Here is a 22137-nt window from a genome sequence, read left to right as displayed (position 1 = left end):
TTATGAAAACAGGAATTTTATTAGTTAGCCATTCTAATTTAGCAAATGGAATGAAAACTGCCACAGAATTTGTCGCTGGAGAACAGAAACATTTTTATGCCATCGGGCTCGATAGCTCTGGAATTGAAACTTTTAAAAAAAACCTTCTATTAACTCTAAAACAATTAGAAAACGAGGTAACAAACTTAATTATTATTTGTGATATCCCTTCTGGTTCTCCTGGCGCAAATGCTCTTGTTCTTGCTAATGAAACCTCACTACCTACCAAAGTGATTTCTGGAATGAATTTAGCTTTGATTTTGGAACTTGTTTTAATGAGAGAACTTAAAGAACTCGACACACTCGTTGCTGATGCGATAAATAGCGCTATTGCCAGTATCTCTATTTTAAATCTGGAAGATGAACGAGAGAACGAAGACGACTGTTTCTAATTGTCATATCATTATACTTTCAAGGAGAGAATAACATGCCCACTTATGATTTAAAACCTGAAATTTCTATAAAAGACTATCAAGATGCTTGGAACGGTTATGAAAAAATCAAATCGATACTTCCCTTCACCGGAGAAAAAAAAGTGATTGCTATTGAGTGTTATCCTGGTGTTGATTTAGAAGAATTAGAAAACCAGCTTTTGGAAGCTCTTCCTCATGCATCGCTTGTTTGTTCTGATGATTACGCTTATGATGCAGAAACTGTAACCAAAAAAATTCAACGAACTTTAACAGATGATCGTGTATTCGGTGTAATGTCCCATTATACGTTAGACGAATTTTTCCCTAAAGCTGAATTGAAAAAAATTCAACAAAAAATTGCCCGGTTTGATGGAATGACAGTTATCTATGGTACTGGTGCTACAATTATTGCTTCAACGCCAGATGTCCTTATTTATGCTGACTTAACACGTTGGGAGATTCAGTGCCGTTTTAGAAGTGGACGTTCCAACTGGAAAGCGGACAACGCTTCTGAAGACGCGCTTCGAAAATTTAAACGGGGATATTTCTTTGAATGGCGGATGGCTGATCGCCTGAAACAAAACCTTTTCCCAAAAATCGATTATTTATTAGACACTAATATCCCAAATGAACCTACAATGATCAGTGGAGCAGACTATCGGAAAGCGTTAAAACATGTAACCGAGCAACCGTTCCGTTTGGTTCCTTATTTCGATGCTAGTGTTTGGGGCGGACAATGGATGAAAGAAAAATTCAATCTTGATCCTGAAAAAGAAAATTATGGCTGGGCTTTTGATGGTGTACCTGAAGAAAATAGCGTTCGACTGCGCTTTGGGGAAGTGGTTGTTGAAGTACCTTCCATTAACGTTGTGCACCAATTTCCAGTAGAATTATTAGGGGAAAAAGTCCACGCTCGCTTTGGCAAAGAGTTTCCGATTCGCTTCGATTATCTCGACACTGTTGGTGGCGGAAATCTAAGTATGCAAGTTCATCCCTATGTAGAATATATCCAAGATAAGTTTGGAATGACTTTTACTCAGAATGAAAGCTACTATATTTTAGAAGCAAATGAAAACTCCACAATTTACTTAGGCGTTAAAGATGGTGTAGATAAGGATGAAATGGTTGCTGATCTAAAAAAAGCTGAACAAGGTGATTATCGTTTCCCTGATGAAAAATACATCAATTGTTTTCCGGTAAAAAAACACGATCATTATTCCATTCCATCTGGAACTATTCATTGCGGCGGGCCTGATACTGTCGTACTAGAAATTAGTCAAACACCCTATATTTTCACCTTTAAATTATGGGATTGGGGTCGGGTTGGTTTAGATGGCGTGCCACGTCCAGTGCATATCGATCACGGTGCAGAAAATATCAACGTCGATTACAATACTACTTGGGTGAAAGAGCAACTCATCAATCCATTTAGGACCATTCAAGAAACAACGAATTACAAAGAGGAACATACTGGGCTCCATGAACTAGAGTTCATTGAAACTAGACGGCACTGGTTCGAAACAGAAGCCCTCGTTCAAAGTCATGATAGTGTCAATATGCTCAACCTTGTTGAAGGGGAAGAAATTACTGTTGAAAGTCTCGATAATCGATTTAAACCTTTTACTGTCCATTATGGCGAAACCTTTATTGTTCCTGAACAAATCAAAGAATACCGCTTAGTAAATCAAGGAAATTCAAAAGAAGTTGCTGTTATTCAAGCTTTTGTCAAAGTTTTATAGGAGGAAACAGAGTGGACTTTTATCCAGGATTTTTAATTGAGCCAGATCACGAAAACATGTTGTTTCATTACGGTAAAGATGTATTTGGCCCTAAAATAGCAGAGTGTAGAAGGTTGGAAGATATTCGAAAAAGTTTAAAAAATCCTAAAGCCTGTGGACCAGATATTCTTTATTCTATCGCGATGGATGTTGGACAGTTAAAGGATCGGGAAGACTTGGTACGTAGAAATTTACTTTACGGCGTTGTTCAATATGCAGCTGGGACCATTGGCGAAGAAACAATTAGAAGTCAGGGACATATCCATGCCATCTCCCCCTCTTGTAACTCATCAACGCCAGAAGTCTATGAAATCTGGGAAGGAACAGCGATTATTTATATGCAAGAATTTGCTGAAGATATTCCTGGGCGTTGTTTTGCGGTTACTGCCAAGGTTGGAGACGTTGTGATTGTTCCCCCTAATTGGGCACATTGTACTATTAATGGAGATTCTAAAAAATACATGTCGTTCGGTGCTTGGTGTATTAGAGATTATGGCTTTGATTATGCTGGCATACGTGCCCATAATGGCATTGCTCATTTCCCAATGATTAAACAACGAAATCAAGTGACGTGGCAATCAAATCCTGCGTATAAACAGTCAGAATTAATCTGCACATCTGCTCGGAGTTATCCTGAACTTGGGATTCGTAAAAATGTCCCTATCTATACTCAATATCAACAAAATCCTGAATTATTTGCATTTGTTACACACCCACAAATTGCAAAATCAATTTGGATAGATTTTGAACCTTAAAGGAGTGAAAACATGATTCTACCAGCGACTCTCTTTTTGAAGCAGCAGACTGCTTCTTTAGAAGGCACAAACGTGATTAGAAAGCAGACAACCTTACGTACGTTAAAGGGAATTTTTTCAGACTCTAAGGCATTTGAACAAGCAGATCCCAATACGGTTATTTATGAAGTTGAAATCCATGATAACAACCTTAAAGAGGGGCATTTAGGCGGTTTATTTTTCGGAATTTCTCATATTTATCCAGGGAAAATCGGCCAAGAATATTACATGACACGAGGGCATGTTCATCAAAAAATCGATACTGGTGAATACTATTGGGGAATTGACGGAACTGGCTTGCTGTTACTAACGACCCCTACAGGTGAAACCATTATCAAAGAAATGATCCCGGAGTCTGTTCATTATATTCCAGGAAAATATGCCCATCGACTGATTAATACTGGCAAAACAACGTTGTCTGTTGGCGCATGTTGGCTAACGGAATCTGGACATGATTATCGAAATAATGACTCGCTGTTTCATAAAAAAGTATTGGAAATTGACGGACAGCAAACAATAATAAATCAATAAAAAAGAATGAATTTTGAAAACATTGAAAATGTTCTACATCGTAACTCTAAGAAGAACGACTACATGGTCCATTCAAACTAATCAGTACTTCTCAACCTGTTATTCACTTTTCTTTTTATTTTTAAACGAAGCTGGTATGAACTCATTATTGAAATGAGCTCATGCCAGCTAATTTCATTTTTATCTGATGATGCTTATAGTAATTAATATAAACAGTAATCATTTATTCCAGTTTCTACAAGCTTATAAAAGAGTAATCGCTATATGTCTCTTATTTCGTCACACCAATTTTTTATTTGTGAATTGTCCAAGCAATTTCCTTACAGATTTACTTGTTTTTTACCTATACTAATTATTTTCCAACTATTTAATATAAGTTAGATGCAGGCAAAATATTTTATTGCATTGCTGTTTAGCCAAAAAAACTCTCGGTAAACTCTAATTCTTCCTCTAAATATCTCCACCTCAATTTGATTACTAAAATGAAAGAACCCTTATTTCAAAAGCATTTATCTTGTTATTTTTTTTGATTGTACTATTATATAATCAGCTACAATTAATTAGATTTCAAGGGGCTGATACTTATGAGAAAACTAATGACTAAACACATTCAACGACAATTATCGTTGCTTGAATTTATTCTTTCTACACCTGATTCTACAGCGACTAGCATTTGCAGAAATCTTGATTGTACACCAAGAACATTTGCAGGAGATGTAGTTGCAGTCAATAATCTAATTTCACCTGTTTCTATCATTCGAAATAATCGAGGGCATTATTCACTTGATTTTCCCGATAATTGCAATCTTGAATACGTTTACTCGTGTTTTTTAAAAAGTAGCTTAGAGTTTCAAATTCTAACAAGAATCATTTTACAAGAAAATTATAACTACAGCTCTTTAGCAGAAGATTTTTTTATTAGCGAATCAACAATAAGAAGAACTATTAAACGGATGAACAAGATTTTAGAAAAAAATGGCTTCAGCATTTCACCCCCACCGTTTTCATTAATTGGAGATGAAAAAAAGATACTTAATTTTTCGATTCACTTGCTTCAAGAAACTTTTCTGGATTCAAAACAGATACTTAACACAGAAGAATACACGTTTTTGAATGATTTATATGAGTGGTTGAAACCACTCATATCTGAAAAAATTAACTATCCTATTAACGAACGCTTTAATTTTTATATATATGCCAATATTCTTAGAATTAAACAAAATTTCTTTATTAAAGATTTAGATGAGATTTCGGAGAGTAATTTGATTTTTTCTGAGAAACAATACCAAAAACTCTATCAATTATTTAAATTGGATAGTTTTACAAAAATCTATTCCCAAGCCACCTTTATTTTTCTAAATCCATTTTATGCTAAAGATTTTCAAACACTTACGATTAAACAAAAAGAATCAAAAAAAATTGATGAATCTGTAAATATGATTAATAATATCATTTCTTCACTGTGTTCTTTTTTTGATATTCCTTCTGAGATAGATCAATCAGATCTTATTTTAAGACTTTATAACTTTACAACGCTAACTTACGGGAACAATTATATTATCTTTGATAAATACCATTTTTTTGTCGAAGCAGCCTATAAAAGACATCCCTTTATAAAAAAAATACTGCATGAAGTCCTCCAGCCATATGTTTCGTACACTACTTATGACAAAATGGCTGAATCCATCTATATTATACTGACTAATATGAAAGGATTAACCGAAGCACTTTATCGTTTCCAGCCAAAATTAAAAGTTCTATTGCTTTTCGATACAGAGATATCTCATCTAAAATTGATGAAACAAGAACTAGAATTCCTTCTACCTAGTATGCTAGATGTTCAATTACCTATTTTTATGGATTTAAAGACACTAAGCTCAAAAAAAGTTGATTGCGACGTAATCCTTACTAATAATCCTTTTCTTAAATTAAAGGAAATTCCATCTTACTGTTTTTCTATTTATCCAACAGCAGCAGATATAAAGAAATTAACTGAGTTTTACTCTGACTGGCTAAATGAAAAATTTTACTCGAACTCTGACTTCATTTAAGTGATTCCTGAATAGAATTAAGTGATTAATAATTCCGAAATTTCTAGCGTAGGCAAGACTCTTTGTCAACTGATGTAGGCAACATTTTTAAACATACTATAAAGTTAAATGAGGAGCCAGCAGAGCTAGAGACACACTGCAGGCTCCTCATTCTTGATTCAATCAAAAGAGTTACTCGTTTAGTATAATTCTTAATTTAAAATCAAGTTCGGAGGATAGTCTTTAGCTCTTAATAAAACAGCTACTATTGTCACACATTATACCACTATGCTTTTTCGTACCGCACAGTAAAATTAGAAGAGTGCGGGATCTTTATTTTTTTATCTTGCAACACAACTTGGCTACTAACGCTATTGTTTCCTAAATTGACAAAATATTTTATCTATTCATTTGGTGTCATTTCTAATACCCAAGTTAAACTACCAGTATAACTCCCGGTATGCATCCCATTATTTGGTGTTATATAAAAACCTGTTTCTCCAGTTTCATTAACTGATACTATTTCCTCTTTTTGAGACAAGTAATTCTTAATTAAGTATGTGAAAGAATCTTTCCCAATCAATAGATGCTCCTCATTATCTATATAACTAAAAAAATCTTCAGGTGCATACTTGTTAGATTCTTCATTATAAAAACCAGTAGTTGATATAACTGATAATGACCAAGGTGCAGGTTTGATTCGAGTATCGACTACTGCTATTTTTATAGGCATCGTTTTTTTTCTAGAACCACTTAGTTTCAAATCTACCTCATTAAAATTTCTAGGCGATTCTTGAAAAGAGAGCGTTCCTTCAATTGTTATTTTTTTAGAATAAGTAATGATGGGTGATTGATTGTCATTTTCATCGACTAAAAACCACTTAAACGTATAAATGCCAGAAGAAAAATCATCGGTCTTCAATTCATACATTTGGCTCACAGTAGTTGAAAAATCATTCCTATAATCTGCTACTTTTACAGCTTCTTTCTCATCAACTTGCATATATAAGCTGAGTTTTTCACTGTCTTTATCAGTAATATTGAAATTAAAGGGAATCTTATCGCCAACAAAGTAGCTATTTTCTTCGTTCTCAAGTACTTCTAGCTTTGGTTTACTTTGTTTCGAAAAGTTGAACGAGCGTGATACTACTTTTCCACTAATATTTTTCAATCGGTATTCTAACATATGTTTACCATATGAAAGCTTATTAAAGGAATCGAGGAAGTTAATTGAGTATACTTGCTCAACCAAATCTGAGGAGATTGTACTGTTTTGTAATACGTCTCCTTCATCAGTCAAAATAGATTGCTCAATATCCGTTTTAGAATTGTCGATAAATGTAATATCTATAGGAAACGCAGTGATATCATCAAAAAACACGCGGTTATCTTCTGGACTGACGATTTTGAAAGCCAAATCAGAAGGCGATGTCCTAAATGTAAACGCATCTGCGTCAACGATTGCATTTCTCCCTTCAAGCGTACCAGAAATACTACTTTCTCCAGTCATATCGTCTTTTACAATCGCTTCAAAAGTAATCGTTTGTTCATTATTCTCTATGGTGAAATCATTTAAACTCGCACGTGATAATACATTGCCTTCCCAATGAGAATCATCAATTTGGCTATCGTTTACTTTAGTCGTATTAGGAACGACAGATAAACTGTTTGGAACAGTCACTTTTCCATTGACAGCCTGCCAATTTTGACGGCCTGAAAGATACTGACCACCTAAAGTTACTTGAACTTTAGAGTTTGCTTTTAAGGTTGTTCCAGGTGCTACTTGATTCCCATTTTGATTCATCTTAATGTACGACTTTGCGGTAACTAACCCTGGGATTCTCGTAAAGATAACCTCTTGTTCTACACGATTGTATTGACCAGTCGATCCAGTAAATCCCCAGTATACTTTTGTATTTCCCTGTTTAATGGCCAACTCTGTGCGTATGGTATCTGGATTCATGTGCCTCCAACCGCTGTCGTAGTTTCTAGCCTCACTGCTTGTTCGATAAGATAACTGTGATGTTGCGGCAGTCCACCTGACTTCCAACTTCGTCCAATTGCCATCAGTCAACTTCAAATTGTCTTGCAGATTCCAATGTAATTGTTTTCTATATCGATTAGAACCAGAAGTAATAGTCTCGTAGTTAGCTAACATTCCTGGATATACATTAGCGATATGTTGCCCATTAATTCCTACATCAAAGCCATGTCCATTATTTACCGTACTATTATTACTGTACAAATCAAATTCAATCGCAAAGCTATAAGGAATTCCATCAATGGCATTCGCATAGCTTGTTGAAGCATACGCACCCAACGATGATAAGGGGTGCGTATACCATTTTTGACCAGTAGGTCTTTTGGCTTGCATAACGAACGCCAATCCATCTGAAGCATTGTCACTAGCTGCTTGACGTACATGCGTTTCTAATTGAAAATCCTTTGTTAAATCCATTACATTATTATCCGTGCTCCAAACTGCACTTGTTTGACCAAAATTATCTGTTAAAATCACTAATCCATCGTCTTCAACACTTAATTTCGCACTATTATTTAGTATCGCAGACCCTTGTGGAAAATCAAATATTTGATCGATTGACAAATGATTAGGTACAGAAGCTTCTGCTTCCATAGTTGTCAGTCCCATTCCTAAAATAGAAAAGACAATAAGGAATCCACTTTTCTTTCTATTTTTATAAAAAAGAAAAACTAAACTAAGAAAAAGAAAGATTCCGCCTAATAATTGAAACAGAAGATTTTCAGCTTCACCTGTCTTCGGAAGGTTATTACCATCCGATGTCACTTGCGTATCCAGATTTAAGCTGGAGTGCTCATTTTTGTCTGCCCCTACTATTTCAACTGTAGCTTTCGACTCTCCATTAGCAGCCTCAACACTTGTTGCACAAACAAGAAAAGACAATACAAGTGTGCTTATTAATAATAATATATATCTCATCCTTGTCTCCTTTCTTAATCAACAGGTGTTGCTAGCAATTGCCACAGAAACGTGCTTGTATACCGATCTGTCTTATTTCCTTCAAGAGGAACTTCCATGGTCACTAAACCTTTTTTTTCCTTCTCAAATTTTAAGGCCCAATTAAAAAGACCTTCTCCTTTATTCGCGATAATCAATGGCTGGCTCTGACTTTTTTCACCAATACTATAGATAATTTTTTTTTCAAAAACAGGTGATTTAGAAACGTTTGTTGCTTTTTTATCAAGAACTATTTGATGAAAGATAAGGGTTCCACTTGTTAACCTACTACCTTTTTCTCCTATAAATGGTTTAACCGTCAAATCAAGAGTCCAACCTCCACCTGTTCCTGAACGGTCACTTACTTGTAGAAAAGAAGCAGCTTTATCTTTCAATTGCATTTCGTAATAACCAATTCCATTTTCTATCCTGTTTAAAATAAAATTAAAATTTGGCACATAATCAATTGTTACATCACCTGTTTGCGAGGTAATCTCATCTTTTTCATGTTCAGTAATAATAATCCCTGGTGCAGCTTCATTTTTTCCTTTTTGCAAAGAAAGAGCAGCCTTGGATTGACCACTCATGCTTTGGTACGTTTCAGCAGAAACTTCAAGAGTAGAAAAGAGGGAGAATACCGTTAACAAATACAAAACTATAATCGATTTATCTCTACTCATTCTACAAAAACTCCTTTCACTCTATCGGTGTTGAAGAAAGTGTCCATGTAAATGTACTTGAATAATTTCCTAATACATTTCCTTCAGGTATATCCATTGAAGCATTTTGAAACTTCACTAACCAAGTACCCATCCCTTCATTTTTTCCTGCCATTGCAATATTTATTGGAGTAGAAACGTCAGAATTAACCATAATATTGCTATTTTCTTGCGTCGTGATTGCTTCAGAAGTATTTACTTGATTTCCTTTTTCCGCTGTACCAGGTAAAGTGATAGTTGCTCCTTTTATCACTTTGTCGCTATCTTTAAACGGCGTAATAGAAACATCTAAATTCCAACCAGAACCTGTTCCACGTTTATCTGTTACCTGTACGTTTTTAGTTTTAGTGTCAGAAAAGGTTCCTGATAATCCACCTTGCGCTTGAACAAAATTAAAATTAGGTACATAGTCAATTGTCAAAGATCCTGTCATTCCAGTAGTCGTACCATCATCTGGCTCTTCACCTGGCTCTACTGGTGGTGTTGCAGTCTCATCTGTAGTTAACAATATGTTTCCTTTTGACGTACTTTCTACTGCAAAGACACTTTGACTTCCAGATACTAACAGTGCACTGAGTAATGTGAATCCGATAATTGTTTTTTTCATAATAATTGATTCTCCTTGTGTGTGTTTTTTATATAAAAATCACATGCTGTGATCTCTATCTCTTTTTATGCTTTTTTCTTGTATAAATAATGATTGTCAAAAGGATGAACAGACCTAGAGTTAAAATAGTAATAATTAAAATATACAAACGGTTATATTCTTGTTTGTCAGAATTTAAAACATTGTCACTTGCGGCTAAAGACTCCGGCGTAGATACCTTAAAATTCTTTTGCAATGCATATGTTTTATCCTCTTTTTTAATCACAATCTTCAATTTATAGGTACCTTTAGGTAATTCAGATGGAGCAATTACTTCATGTAAATGAAAAATTGAATTGGGTGCCATCGAAAAATTTCGCTTTTCGAACAGCTTAATTTGCTTATCTTCTTGATATATCATCGTTTCCAATGTCATATTACTCATTATTTTCGGTGCATCATTAATCAGCTTAATTCCCAACGTGTGACGCTCATTCCATTTTTCAACTTTGATGGTACTTAATTTAAATTGTGGTTCAATCACCTCTTTTTTTTGAGCTAATTTTGCCCCCACAACAAAGGCATACTCATTATTTATGTTTACACCTTCTTGCGCTTTTTTAGAATCAGAAATATTGGTTTGCTTTACATAAAACCCACCTAAAATTGCTCCGTCAAAACTTTCTTTAGGCATCATCACTTTAAATAAAACTTCTTTCTTACCATTTGCAGGAACATTAACTTTCTGCTTCCCTGTAACTATTTTCTCAAAACTAATAGGTAATGTCGTCGATAGCTCTGCTTCTATTCCCGAATAATCAATTGTTCCTGAATCGGAAGTACGGGCTGTGTTTGGCGTAATATCTACAGTAATTTCTTTATCGCTATTATTTTTTACAAGTAATTTCAATTCCTCTTCTTGCCCGGGTTCTAGTATCATGTCAAAATATGAAGCAGCAGTATTTTCTTGAGTGCCAGATAGTATTGGAGTGATAGAATAAGGTATTGCCTGTTCCTCTCCGAACACTACAGTAGGTATAAAGAAAATCACAAGAAGTGTCATGCTCATTATTAATTTTAGTTTGCTTTTCATTGTATTCCTTCTTTCTAAAATTCAGAATCTTTTCCAGTGGTTCAACAGTCTAGTTCTTCTATTCTCAGACATAAAAAATATAACTTTTCAATTAATAACCATTCATAAAAAAATGACAAACTACTCGCCCTTCATTTTTTCATAAATTTTTGTAACTCTATTGCTTTTTTAACGAACAGTTTACTTCCACACACTATTCCATCCCCTTAGATACTTTTTTATTTATTTTATATTTAATTAATATGTATATTTTATTTATATATATCTCATTGTATATCATTTTAAAACAAAAAAAGTTTCAAAATGGACTAGCCTAATAGCAAAATTTGAAAATATTTTCTATTTTCAAATAGTTATGCAAGTAATAAATACTGCTAAATCAAGCTTCAGTGTCCAATTTATGGAAATTGAAAAGTAAGTGTTATATTAATTGAGAACACCGCATTTATAAATAAATTCATAAAAAAATGTTATATTCGCTTATAAAAAAAGCTTTAAGAACGGCTCACGTAGAGACATTCTAAAGCTTTTATAATGGAATAATTAAAAATCAGTTTTGTTCCATTCTATTCTATAATTACCAATAAAAGAGAGTAAAATAGTGGAAATGCTTGGAAATTGAAGAAGTGATCATAAAATATATACATGTTGCAACATCAAATAAAAGATGGATAGTATAGAAGTAGCTACCAAAAGCCTAGCTTCTAAAACGAGACGTCTCCAAATCATTGATTTTAACACTCTAAATAAAGCGTTATTTACTTTAGGAATATTCCCATCCGGCTAAATTAGAATTCAACGATTAAACGATTGTATTATCAGAGTGAACAAGGCGAAAACAAGCTAGTCATTCTGTCGATTATCGTACATTACTCTATACTTATCTAGTTAAGAGTATAGACAATTAACCTAATTAAACTAAAGAAAATCAGTTGTTGTCTTACTTACTTTTATTTTGTCCATACATTTTTTTACCCATTCATCTCGACATAGTAACGGTACTGATTACCAATGTAATAACATTCACTAAATTCATGAAAATTGCGTTCACTTTGAAATGTCATTCTAACTCGTTTTAAAATGGGGGTATATTCAGGGACCTTTAATATCTTTTGTAGTTCTTCGGTTGCAATTGTAGCCTCCACATATTCTTTAGATTCAGAAACTACAATGCCGAAGCTACGTAAATAATCATAAAACGACCCATAATAGTCTTCATTATCTAGTGAAAACTTTTCAATATATGGTATATGAGTAATGAAATAAGCGAATGGATGCCCCACTGTGCCACGAATTCTTCTTAGTTGCAAAACTTCAGAACCTTCTGGAATGTTTAGTTGCTTGGATACTCGCTTAGAAGCCTCAATTAACTTTACCGTGGCACTTAATGTCTCTGCTTTTTTTCCCAACTCCTCCATTTCTTTTGTAAAACTTCTAACCATTGTATAATGTTGCTTTTCATGTGAAAGAAACAAGTAATTTTAATCTTGATTCCTCTCCTAAAGCTAGTAACTCCTCAGTTACGTTCAAGTTATTCTTTTTATAATTAAAATTATCATTCATATAAAAATTTAAAAAACAACCGTTTTTAAAATATACTTCTAATTTGATCACAATCTTGAATTAGGTACTAGAGGAAGTCTATACAAGTCATAAATAATATAGTCTTGAACACTGATTTATCTTAGAATCAATCTTACAAAATAAATATCGAATCCTCTAAGATATAGATTCACGAAGTAGCCAGATCCATACTAAATTAGTATAAACATTCACATATTAATAAATAACCAATTGATACAATAAGATGTCCACTTTCAAAAACATATATTTTAAAATTACTATTATTTCATATAGAACTATTATATAATATAATTACAAAGGAATTTAAAGGGGTTGTTGAATATTGACTATCAGTAAAAGTTTACAATTTCATAGAAATTTGGTTGGTTTAACTCAACAGCAAGTTGCTCAGAAGCTAGGAATTACAAGACAGTCTATTTCAAAGTGGGAAAATAATAGAGGCTATCCAGACATTGAGAATCTAATTAGATTGAGTGAAGTATATCAAGTTTCTGTAGATAAATTATTGAAAGAAAAAGAATGGTAATGAAAACACCAAAAAATTAGTGGAAAAGTTACCTTATTTCTAAAACTCGTTTTAAGTTTTAGAAATAGGGTAATTTTATGTTCTATTTTTCTATAAACAAGCATAATCTTTTCTCTTATTTCATATTCTCATCTAACCATTTCTGTACAACAGGAATAGAAAGCCCTTTTTCCGGTGTCCATTCGGTTTTCGATAGCAGTTTTCCGTTAGAAAACTTTACTAATGTAGGTGTGTACTCTATACTATATTCTTTTTTCATATTTGCCCAAGCTTTTTCATTCTCTCGTATTCTCGCAACATTTAAATATTTAATTTTTTTATTTAGTTTGTTGGAATTGATTAGCTTAATGAGTTTTGGCTCAAATAAGTTACAATCTTCGCAGGTAGGTCTCCCCACATAAAAAATTAGTTCCTCCTGTCCTTGATGCACAAGATTGGTAAAACTTTCATATGTTACACTATCCAAAGAATCATATATTTTAGGATAACTACTCTCTAATTCGGCTTCTAGCCTAGTCAATTCTTGTTCATGATTTTCTTGCTTCTCTATAAAATAGATACATTGAAAAATAACAACTGTACTTAGAACTACTATAGTGCTTATACTAAAAGTTTTAGAAAGTTTCATCTTATTTCTCCTTTAAATTTGATAACCAACACATTAAATTAAATTCAAATTTCTAAATTGCTTTTTTATAAGTTTCTTATCTTTATTTTCACCAGCACTTCCTTCCATACGATGTACTACTTTTCCATTTTGAATAAATAATAACGTGGGGGTGGCAATAACTCCATAATCTGTTTTGATTGAATCATTATTAGAGCTTTGAATATTCATATAGTAGATGTTCTGCCTAACTTTATCTTGACTAGATATTTCGAGAAGTGTAGGCATTAAATCTTCACAAGCACCACATCCATCTTGACCCACAAACAACACAAAAGTATCTTTTTCTTCTTTTTTCACTTCAAATTCTTCAAACGTACTATAGTTCAATCGTTCGACAAGCTTATCATAATCAGCATCTTCTCGATGAGCGTGACTAGAAGAATTCATTATGAACAGAGCTGTCACTACTGCTACCAGCATAGAAGCATAAGCAATAAGCAATTTACTTTTCTTCATTTTCAATAACTCCTCCATCCATTATCAGTATTTCATCAGCATATTCATGAAAAAGACTGTCATGAGAAATAATTAAAATAATTTTCCCTTGTTTTTTTAGTTTTCTTAAATGATTATTAAGTTCTTTTCTAGCTTGTTCATCTAAATTGCTTGAAGGTTCATCTAATAAGAAAATAGAGCTTTCATTTTTATAAAAACATCTGTCTAGAAGCACCTTTTGTATCTGACCACTAGAGATGTTATCTCCCTTATCAAAAATGATCTTAGATGCGCTTAAATGATCTGAAAAAATCGAACGATATTCACATGAATCTACAGAATCATGGAAGACATCCATAGAAATATTTTTTTGCACAGTTCCATAAAATATGAACTCTTCAGAAGAATAATGAGAGATGACATCAAGAACTTGGGTATTTTTCATTCCATAATATTCTTGATTGTTTAGAAAAATAGAGCCCTTATTGGGTGCTATTTCACCTAGAAGCAGCTTGAAAAATGTTGTTTTTCCTACACCATTTTTCCCTTCTATCACATAAACTCTCCCTCCACAAAATGTATAATTCAAGTCTTTTAAAACGTCAATTCCCTCATTATAAAAAAAATTAATTCCTCGAATTTCCATACCACTCACTACCGATGGAACAGACAGCTTCTCTGTTTCTTCTAGAAGAGTGTCGAATGAAAAATTTTTAATTCCCTGAACATAATCTAATGATGTTAGGCTTAAGCGATAAGTTAAATAATCTCCTGCCATACTTTCCATTGAGTTTATTATAATAAAAAATACATACATTCCTGATGCCAAAGGATACAATACGTTGCCATAAAATTTATACGATACAAAAGTAATCGCTAAAACAGAAATAATTATTAAAAATGTTGACAAATTAGACAATAACGCCAACTTGTTCTGCAAAAGTTCTTCTAAATATTTTGCTTCAAAAAATTTTTTTGTTTGTTTTTCTAGATTATTTCGTGCTTGCATCTGCTTCTGGAATATTCTAATATCAAAAGCACCTGAAATAATTTTTTCAAAGCTACTTAAAATTTTATTGGATTGCAACGTTAGATTTTTTTGGAAGTTTGTTATATCATTAAGTGAATGAGAAACATAAGCAATATAAATTATCGTGACTGCCAAATAGATGATAGGGAATGAGTAATGCATACTGAATAGGAATAAAACTAAGCCAATAGTTATTAATGCATCAATTTTAAGAAAGAATTTACTACTTATGCCTGTCGAACTACCAATAAGTGTTGATAAGTACCCAATCATGTTATCTATATTTTCTGAATCAGCAGCTTCTGCCATACTAGATTCGTAAAAATCAAATATTACTTTCTCCTGAAGTTTGTTCTCAATTCTTAATTTAAGTTGCGCAAAACGAATTCCTACAAGGTACATTCCTATGAAAAAAGACAGATAGAATAGCCCGTAAACAATCATATTAGTTTTCGTGATATTGGCAAAATTTTCTTGCATTAGGCTTTGAAGCAATTCAAAAAAGAGTAGTGGCATAACAAATTTAGCACAAACTAACACACTTAGTTCAAGCTTCATTTTAACAGGGAGTTTAGCCATAACACTATCATAAATTTTTTTTGTTAAAGATTTGGTTTTATTTGCATCAATCTTTTTTTTCTCTACAGAGTTTGTAATTATCGCAACACCTGCAAAAGAGTCTGTAAACTCCTTTTTAGATAACTTGCTAATTATTGGTTTCGCAGGATCTGATACAAGCAATTCATTGTTCTTTTTGTCATGTTTGTGTATCACTATATAATGAAGTAAACCGTTCGCGTTTACTACAGTAATAAATGGATATTTTTGATCAAACAATTCTTCTACATCGTTTATTTCATAAACGGATGCCTCTGCACCATGCTGTATCAATATTTTTGAAACTTCAAATGTAGATAGCCCATGATAAGTTAGTTCAATATTATCAAAATATTTTTCTTTTCTTATAAGTTTGAACTGCTCTAACACTGTTTTTGCAACCGCAAGTCCACAATCACTTTGGAGACTCTGCATATTATGTGCATATTTCATTTGTTTTCCTCCCTTTTAACTTACTACCCAAAATTGAAAAAAAGATAAGAACACCTCCACCAATAAAGAAATACCTAAATAGATCATGAGATTCGAATGCTTTCTTTGTCGCCTCGCTAACCCGATTAAAATAGAATGGATTAATGTAAGAGTACGGAGCTGGTAAAAAAAACTCGTTTGTCAGTATGCTTGGGACACAGGTAACAACCAAAATAGAAAAAAATGACGTGCTCATCCCTTTAACAACTGTCGACACACGCCTTATTAAGTTTAACTCAAATAAGGTATACAGAGAAAACAGAACTAGATTCATTAAAAAATAAGAGCTGAAAGTCAAACTCGAAATTTTTTTTCCAGTAGTCAATACAATTGGATACTTAATTGAACCAAAGTTTTTCCAGTATATCGTTCCCACAAGTAAAGCTAAACTAATCAGTATAAAAACACTAGCTAGATAAACGAGAAATGATAGTGCCATTTTTGCCCTGAAAATTTTATTCCGTTCAATAGGAAGCGTATAAATCAACCGAATCGTATTGCTTTCATATTCTTGCCTATATAAATCAAAAAACAGTAAACAAAGGAAAATGAGTCCAAAAACAGAAAAAATATACTCTGAAACATAATTCAGATAACCAATACCAGAGTATCCGTAAATAGCAGAATTTGGTTTAATATTTTTGTCCAAAAAATATCTATCTTTTTCTATTTCAGTTGCTATATTTATATCGGAATATTTCACTGGAATAACTATCTCTAATAAAGTTAATTCTTGAAGTATCTTCAAATATTCTAAATGTGCTGTAACGATTTCTCGCCAATTATCACTAGATAAGCTAGCTAAGTAGCTATCAATTTTCTCCATCCCTGTATTACATAATTGCAATATTTCCTGAACTTCTATGGAACTAATTTTACTTCCCGAATAGATTTCTTCAAGAGCACGATATCCTTGTCCAACTTGAAAAAAGTCCAACTGAACAGTATATAACTGCATATACTCAGAAGTAAGCTCTTTTTTTAATTCATCTGTTTCTTTAGTTTGGATACTCCCAAGATAAAAAACACCTAAAATAGTTATAAAAAAAGCCAGTATTAAAATGACAATATTCTTTAAATTTTTACAAAATTTTGTTGCTTCAAAAGTAAAATAGTAACTCATAAAGTTTTTCCTCCAAATAATTCGTGATATACATCACTTAAGGAGTATCTAAGTAATTCAAAATCAAAAAAGCGAATCTCTTTTTCTGCACATTGCTTAAAAAACAACTTTTTGATTGATAATTTCATAGATAGTAAAAATTTGTACTTAGTCTTCCTCGTATAGTTAATATTATTGTACTCCAGAACAGTGATTAAATTTTCCGGACTATCAGTAATGCAGGAATACATCTCTGGTCTTTGACTCACCACTTCTTCTTCAGATAATAAACTCCCGTCTTTTAAGAAGATAATATCTGTTGTTAACTGCTCAATTTGATCTAGATTATGAGAAGATAACAAAATGGTTACTCCCTCTTTTTCAAACAAATCAAGTAATAACTGTCTTACTCTTTCAACACTTATAGGATCTAATCCATTGATAGGTTCATCAAGAATAAGAAGCCTTGGTTTTGGTAAAACTGCCATAGCAAAAAGTAAATGCTGCTTCATACCTAAAGAATAATCTCTCACTCTTTTATTCATGTAACTAGTCATCTTTAAATATTCCAATGTTTCAACTACCTGTTTCTGAGTTAGTTTATGAGCTCCTTTGATCAAATTTATATGATCCCAACCAGTTAAATTATTATATAAAACGGAGTTATCCTGCATATATGATAAACTCTTAAAGATTTCTGATTCCTTTGATTGATATCCAAAAACGGTAATCTCTCCTTCATCTATTGTTTCAAGATTACAAATGAGATTCATTAATGTCGATTTACCAGAACCATTTGGGGCCACAAGAGCAATCAATCTAGGGGTATCTATTCGAAAATTAATGTTTTTAAGTACCTTTACTTTACCAAAGCTTTTTGACAATCCACATATGTCTAATACCATTTGCCAGACTCCTTTAAAATTTTGTTCGTTTGATTAAAAAATTGTTGATAATAAATAGCCCTGAAAATGTCATAAATAAGGAGATACCTCCTTTAAAGACATCAATATTCTTATTTAACGCAACCAGTGTTAATCCACTGTAATAGTCTACATTGTTATAGGTCAACGAACTCGCATTAGCTTGAACTGTATCTATTACTTCATTACTTATTCCTACAAAAAGATCAAAAGGTGAAGTATAAGTAAACGGATTGTAGGAAGAAAACACTTCTCCTATAATTGTTGTTCTTTGGAAAAATATAGATATTAAAAGTACGCATAAACTGCTAACAAAAATAGCAAGAAAAGTCTTTTTAACCAAAAACATAGCCGTCACAGATAATTGAAACATTGCATTCAATACTAAAAGAAACAGAAAGCAAAGATACAGAACAACTTTGTATACAGGAATAAGAACAATTTTATCAGCATTTCTAACAATAATTGGATAATCAAAAGGAACTACTTCCCCGAAAATATAACCAAATAGATAACAAAAAATCAACATAAAACTGAGCATAAGCATAGAATGAAAAAAGAATAGAATAGTATCCCCTAGTAATATACTCGTTTTATTTATCGGCAAAGTCATAAGCATCTTTGATTGCTGCTCTTCGTACTTACCAAAATGAATAAACCCACAAACTATTAAAAAAAAGAATCCCCCAATTATAGAAGTTATGTATTTTAAAGAAGACAGAGTAAACAGCCAATTAGAAATCCCATATCTAGGTGTTTCTAACTTCAACCTCCTCTTTAGTAATTGATTATAAAGCTTATTTTGACCGTCAGCATATTGCATAAAAACAAAGGGTGAGTCATAAAATATTTCGGTTCCCTGATTAACATTGAGTAACTCATCTATGGCAAAAGTTTCGAGATTCTCCAATTGATATCTATAATAGGCTTGATAATCTTTATTAACAATTGAAGAAAATATCTTTAATCTGGTATCTGAAAATTGATAAGCCATTTTTTTATCTCTGTTATATTCTTCTTCAGTTAATTCTTGTTTCAAATATGATTCAAGCGATCCAATATCCATATTTCTATCAAAATCTTCTTGCGTAAAATGATACAACTTTTCAAAGTTTTGAACTTCCTCTGTCGCTTTTTGTCTATTGATTAAAAATAGAGTACCGATTATCGCTAAAATCGCCAGAAGAGTCAACTTTTGGAATGATTTTCTAATTACTTCTCTTTCGAATTTCAAATATGTAAACAATTATATAACTCCTAAAATATAAAATTATTTTTAATACATGTCATTCTAAGCTATAAATAAGGACCGAAACATCGTTGCTTCAGTCCCCTCAAACAAACATTAACACTTAAGGAGCACTTGTACATAGGTGCGTAATATACCAAGTTCCTCCACTCTTGTATACATTGTGTTGACGTCTTCCTTTCGAGCAATAATGGGCACAACTCTGACGTGTTCCATTTACGTAAAAAATATTTCCATCATAAACCAACCCAGCAACAACCGATGAACTTTGTTCTTCTGATAATTTTTTCATTACATTTCACCTCCTTCTTGACTTATGATTAATTATCCCATAACATTTCAAATATAAAAAGAACGTATCCGTTTACAATATTATTTTAAAAAACATTTTAATGTTTTTTCAACTCATGAACACTCTGAAGAAAGCTTGTTTTATAATTTTTACGAAATATAAAAAAATGATTAGAGTTTTTTCTCTAACCAATTTTTATTTTCTAAGGACTACCCATTCATCTCGACATAGTAACGGTACTGATTACCAATGTAATAACATTCACTAAATTCATGAAAATTGCGTTCACTTTGAAATGTCATTCTAACTCGTTTTAAAATGGGGGTATATTCAGGGACCTTTAATATCTTTTGTAGTTCTTCGGTTGCAATTGTAGCCTCCACATATTCTTTAGATTCAGAAACTACAATGCCGAAGCTACGTAAATAATCATAAAACGACCCATAATAGTCTTCATTATCTAGTGAAAACTTTTCAATATATGGTATATGAGTAATGAAATAAGCGAATGGATGCCCCACTGTGCCACGAATTCTTCTTAGTTGCAAAACTTCAGAACCTTCTGGAATGTTTAGTTGCTTGGATACTCGCTTAGAAGCCTCAATTAACTTTACCGTGGCGCTTAATGTCTCTGCTTTTTTTCCCAACTCCTCCATTTCTTTTGTAAAACTTCTAACCATTGTATAATGTTGCTTTTCATTCGTATCATCTAAAGAAAGGACAAATGTTCCTTTCGCTCTTTGTCTATAAAGATAGCCTTCTCTAACTAGCTCATCGATTGCTTTTCGTACAGTGATACGACTGACATTGTACAGCATACAAAGTTCAAGTTCAGGAGGAATTTTCTCACCTGTTGACCATTCATTAGCAACAATCTTGAATCTTAAATCATCGGCTATTTGATTATACAAAGGGGTCGCCCCAGGACTTTTTATTAACCTATTTTTCACTCTATAATCCTCTTTCCTACTTTTTAATTGTTATAACAATAGTATATCATAGGATTTTAGGAATGACTATTCTCAACTAAATTAACGTTTCCCTCATAAAAAACTAAAACTAATATCCTGAACACTTTGAAATTGAGTGATTCTTCAAGCCAAAAGGATAGGTAAGCAACAACGGAGCTACTAGCAGTTGGTTGCAGTAACCATAACTAGAGTCCAACGTGAATTACTCGGGCTTAATTTATTTAGCCTAAGTTTGAAGCTTGGAAGTTCTGAGACCTGACCTTTGGGCTCAAAGTGGTTCCACGGTTTTCCACTGGCAGTAATTGCTGATAGTGGAGCCTACTCTCCTTTTTTAATTGAAAGCTCAAAACAGTCTTCTCTACCTTATCCAACCCTAATAGTATTTGTTTTTATATGTGGTTTAGTATAGTGCTTCTTCTTTTCAAGAAAAAACGACTGATTAAACTTCTTTTCATCAGTTCAATCAATCGTCTGATATTTAGTTTTTCTCTACAACAAAAGCTACCTCATTTATCCAATGATCTGGGTTTGGGTCTTCCGCTGGAGAAACGTGAGAGATGTTCATCATTGGACCAGAAATTTTGTAGCCATTCGCATCAATCCATGTGGCTAACGCTTGGCTGACTAAAGACATCTGGTCAAAGCTGCCATGAAAGGTTACTGATGCAATTTCAACTGCTGGTGCTTCAAAGAATGTCGCTTCCTCGGTGTCTTTATATTTGCCTATCACTTCACTTTGCACTTCAACGTCAACGTTAGCCTCTTGGTATTCTTTGTCATGATAAATGCTAATGCCTGATGGTTGGTTTGAAAATTTTACTTGTTGCTTTTGTGCTTCTAGATATAATTTATTCCATAATTGTCCTTCATCGCTAAAGGATGGAATTACTTTTCGAATGCTCATCACATTTCTGACTGCTAATTGTTTTTTTACGACATTATATTTTTCCATGCTGACTCCTTCTTTCAATTGTTTTTTTAGTTCTTCCACTAACTGCTTTTTGGCATTTAATGTCTCAAGTTCTAAGTGGATTTCTTGTTCTCTTAATTCATAATAATAATTTAAAACGCTTAAATCCTGACTTCGTAAAATTTCTTTGATTGATTCTAGTGACAAGCCTACTTGTTGTAATAATTTAATTTGGTTTAGCACGCCTAGTTGCTCGGCTTTGTAATAACGATAACCCGATTGTTGATCTACTTTAGATGGTAGCAGCAGTCCTACTTTTTCATAGTGTCTTAACGTTCGGACGGTAATGTTGGAAACTTTTGAAAATTCTCCTATTTTGAACATGTTCAAGCTCCT

Annotated in this window: 19 protein-coding genes and 1 pseudogene; 6 read left to right on the top strand and 14 right to left on the bottom strand. The window is 32.8% G+C overall.

Annotation, left to right across the window (positions count from 1 at the left end; all coding sequences use genetic code 11):
- Nucleotides 1–2 precede the first annotated feature (2 nt).
- From BCR26_RS09025 to BCR26_RS09005, 5 genes are all read left to right on the top strand, one after another.
- Entirely contained in the window at nucleotides 3–431 is a 429-nt protein-coding gene (locus BCR26_RS09025; RefSeq protein WP_069698654.1) for a PTS sugar transporter subunit IIA, read from the top strand.
- A gap of 35 nt (nucleotides 432–466) precedes the next feature.
- Nucleotides 467–2191, top strand: a complete 1725-nt coding sequence (locus tag BCR26_RS09020; protein ID WP_069698653.1) for a class I mannose-6-phosphate isomerase — start codon at nucleotides 467–469, stop codon at nucleotides 2189–2191.
- Nucleotides 2192–2202: 11 nt separating this feature from the next.
- Nucleotides 2203–2985 (top strand): glucose-6-phosphate isomerase family protein, encoded by a 783-nt coding sequence (locus BCR26_RS09015; RefSeq protein ID WP_069698652.1) that lies wholly within the window; start codon nucleotides 2203–2205, stop codon nucleotides 2983–2985.
- Nucleotides 2986–2997: 12 nt separating this feature from the next.
- Entirely contained in the window at nucleotides 2998–3555 is a 558-nt protein-coding gene (locus BCR26_RS09010) for a glucose-6-phosphate isomerase family protein (protein WP_069698651.1), read from the top strand.
- Between the two features lie 584 nt (nucleotides 3556–4139).
- Nucleotides 4140–5606 (top strand): AcpB/EbpR/MafR family transcriptional regulator, encoded by a 1467-nt coding sequence (locus BCR26_RS09005; protein ID WP_069698650.1) that lies wholly within the window; start codon nucleotides 4140–4142, stop codon nucleotides 5604–5606.
- Nucleotides 5607–5988: 382 nt separating this feature from the next.
- On the opposite strand, the gene BCR26_RS09000 is transcribed toward BCR26_RS09005, so the two are convergent.
- The 5 genes from BCR26_RS09000 to BCR26_RS08980 form a co-directional block, all read right to left on the bottom strand.
- Nucleotides 5989–8544, bottom strand: a complete 2556-nt coding sequence (locus tag BCR26_RS09000; protein WP_069698649.1) for an LPXTG cell wall anchor domain-containing protein — start codon at nucleotides 8542–8544, stop codon at nucleotides 5989–5991.
- A gap of 14 nt (nucleotides 8545–8558) precedes the next feature.
- A complete protein-coding gene (locus BCR26_RS08995) occupies nucleotides 8559–9242 on the bottom strand; it encodes a WxL domain-containing protein (protein WP_069698648.1) in 684 nt (227 codons plus the stop codon).
- A 16-nt stretch (nucleotides 9243–9258) separates the two neighbouring features.
- The gene (locus BCR26_RS08990; RefSeq protein ID WP_084387092.1) at nucleotides 9259–9888 is read right to left on the bottom strand and encodes a WxL domain-containing protein; all 630 of its coding nucleotides are present in this window, start codon (nucleotides 9886–9888) and stop codon (nucleotides 9259–9261) included.
- Nucleotides 9889–9943: 55 nt separating this feature from the next.
- Nucleotides 9944–10960: a DUF916 domain-containing protein gene (locus tag BCR26_RS08985; RefSeq protein WP_069698646.1), complete on the bottom strand. Its 1017-nt coding sequence runs from the start codon at nucleotides 10958–10960 to the stop codon at nucleotides 9944–9946.
- Nucleotides 10961–11931: 971 nt separating this feature from the next.
- Nucleotides 11932–12402 carry a GntR family transcriptional regulator gene (locus BCR26_RS08980; RefSeq protein ID WP_084387097.1) on the bottom strand — a complete coding sequence of 157 codons (471 nt, stop codon included), beginning with the start codon at nucleotides 12400–12402 and terminating at the stop codon, nucleotides 11932–11934.
- A gap of 464 nt (nucleotides 12403–12866) precedes the next feature.
- On the opposite strand from BCR26_RS08980, the pseudogene BCR26_RS08975 reads away from it, so the two are divergent.
- Nucleotides 12867–13064 (top strand): annotated as a pseudogene (locus BCR26_RS08975) (helix-turn-helix domain-containing protein); the annotation flags it as partial.
- A 121-nt stretch (nucleotides 13065–13185) separates the two neighbouring features.
- Here the strand turns inward: BCR26_RS08975 and BCR26_RS08970 are convergent.
- The 9 genes from BCR26_RS08970 to BCR26_RS08930 all read right to left on the bottom strand — a co-directional run bounded on the left by BCR26_RS08970 (nucleotide 13186) and on the right by BCR26_RS08930 (nucleotide 22125).
- Nucleotides 13186–13698, bottom strand: a complete 513-nt coding sequence (locus tag BCR26_RS08970; RefSeq protein ID WP_069698643.1) for a thioredoxin family protein — start codon at nucleotides 13696–13698, stop codon at nucleotides 13186–13188.
- 33 nt (nucleotides 13699–13731) lie between these two features.
- Entirely contained in the window at nucleotides 13732–14196 is a 465-nt protein-coding gene (locus tag BCR26_RS08965; RefSeq protein ID WP_069698642.1) for a thioredoxin family protein, read from the bottom strand.
- Nucleotides 14183–16255, bottom strand: a complete 2073-nt coding sequence (locus BCR26_RS08960; RefSeq protein WP_069698641.1) for an ATP-binding cassette domain-containing protein — start codon at nucleotides 16253–16255, stop codon at nucleotides 14183–14185. The genes BCR26_RS08965 and BCR26_RS08960 overlap by 14 nt, the downstream gene beginning before the upstream one ends.
- Nucleotides 16239–17417, bottom strand: coding sequence for an ABC transporter permease subunit (locus BCR26_RS08955; RefSeq protein ID WP_069698640.1), 1179 nt, complete (start codon nucleotides 17415–17417; stop codon nucleotides 16239–16241). The genes BCR26_RS08960 and BCR26_RS08955 overlap by 17 nt, the downstream gene beginning before the upstream one ends.
- Entirely contained in the window at nucleotides 17414–18301 is an 888-nt protein-coding gene (locus BCR26_RS08950; RefSeq protein ID WP_069698639.1) for an ABC transporter ATP-binding protein, read from the bottom strand. The genes BCR26_RS08955 and BCR26_RS08950 overlap by 4 nt, the downstream gene beginning before the upstream one ends.
- A 13-nt stretch (nucleotides 18302–18314) precedes the next feature.
- Complete coding sequence (locus BCR26_RS08945; RefSeq protein WP_069698638.1) at nucleotides 18315–19565, bottom strand: hypothetical protein; 1251 nt, start codon at nucleotides 19563–19565, stop codon at nucleotides 18315–18317.
- Nucleotides 19566–19671: 106 nt separating this feature from the next.
- Complete coding sequence (locus BCR26_RS08940) at nucleotides 19672–19860, bottom strand: hypothetical protein (RefSeq protein ID WP_069698637.1); 189 nt, start codon at nucleotides 19858–19860, stop codon at nucleotides 19672–19674.
- A gap of 209 nt (nucleotides 19861–20069) precedes the next feature.
- Nucleotides 20070–20810, bottom strand: a complete 741-nt coding sequence (locus BCR26_RS08935) for a GntR family transcriptional regulator (RefSeq protein WP_069698636.1) — start codon at nucleotides 20808–20810, stop codon at nucleotides 20070–20072.
- A 499-nt stretch (nucleotides 20811–21309) separates the two neighbouring features.
- Complete coding sequence (locus tag BCR26_RS08930) at nucleotides 21310–22125, bottom strand: MerR family transcriptional regulator (RefSeq protein WP_069698635.1); 816 nt, start codon at nucleotides 22123–22125, stop codon at nucleotides 21310–21312.
- Nucleotides 22126–22137: the final 12 nt, after the last annotated feature.

The organism is Enterococcus rivorum (genome assembly GCF_001742285.1).
Classification (GTDB): domain Bacteria; phylum Bacillota; class Bacilli; order Lactobacillales; family Enterococcaceae; genus Enterococcus_L; species Enterococcus_L rivorum.
Note: the sequence above shows the minus strand (reverse complement) of the source record. Positions and strands in the feature narration are given on the sequence as shown.

Bases quoted from the DNA above. Each gene is read 5' to 3' on its own strand.
- BCR26_RS09025 (WP_069698654.1), top strand. From the start codon at position 3: ATGAAAACAGGAATTTTATTAGTTAGCCATTCTAATTTAGCAAATGGA.
- BCR26_RS09020 (WP_069698653.1), top strand. From the start codon at position 467: ATGCCCACTTATGATTTAAAACCTGAAATTTCTATAAAAGACTATCAA.
- BCR26_RS09010 (WP_069698651.1), top strand. From the start codon at position 2,998: ATGATTCTACCAGCGACTCTCTTTTTGAAGCAGCAGACTGCTTCTTTA.
- BCR26_RS09005 (WP_069698650.1), top strand. From the start codon at position 4,140: ATGAGAAAACTAATGACTAAACACATTCAACGACAATTATCGTTGCTT.
- BCR26_RS09000 (WP_069698649.1), bottom strand. From the start codon at position 8,544: ATGAGATATATATTATTATTAATAAGCACACTTGTATTGTCTTTTCTT.
- BCR26_RS08995 (WP_069698648.1), bottom strand. From the start codon at position 9,242: ATGAGTAGAGATAAATCGATTATAGTTTTGTATTTGTTAACGGTATTC.
- BCR26_RS08990 (WP_084387092.1), bottom strand. From the start codon at position 9,888: ATGAAAAAAACAATTATCGGATTCACATTACTCAGTGCACTGTTAGTA.
- BCR26_RS08985 (WP_069698646.1), bottom strand. From the start codon at position 10,960: ATGAAAAGCAAACTAAAATTAATAATGAGCATGACACTTCTTGTGATT.
- BCR26_RS08980 (WP_084387097.1), bottom strand. From the start codon at position 12,402: ATGGTTAGAAGTTTTACAAAAGAAATGGAGGAGTTGGGAAAAAAAGCA.
- BCR26_RS08970 (WP_069698643.1), bottom strand. From the start codon at position 13,698: ATGAAACTTTCTAAAACTTTTAGTATAAGCACTATAGTAGTTCTAAGT.
- BCR26_RS08965 (WP_069698642.1), bottom strand. From the start codon at position 14,196: ATGAAGAAAAGTAAATTGCTTATTGCTTATGCTTCTATGCTGGTAGCA.
- BCR26_RS08960 (WP_069698641.1), bottom strand. From the start codon at position 16,255: ATGAAATATGCACATAATATGCAGAGTCTCCAAAGTGATTGTGGACTT.
- BCR26_RS08955 (WP_069698640.1), bottom strand. From the start codon at position 17,417: ATGAGTTACTATTTTACTTTTGAAGCAACAAAATTTTGTAAAAATTTA.
- BCR26_RS08950 (WP_069698639.1), bottom strand. From the start codon at position 18,301: ATGGTATTAGACATATGTGGATTGTCAAAAAGCTTTGGTAAAGTAAAG.
- BCR26_RS08940 (WP_069698637.1), bottom strand. From the start codon at position 19,860: ATGAAAAAATTATCAGAAGAACAAAGTTCATCGGTTGTTGCTGGGTTG.
- BCR26_RS08930 (WP_069698635.1), bottom strand. From the start codon at position 22,125: ATGTTCAAAATAGGAGAATTTTCAAAAGTTTCCAACATTACCGTCCGA.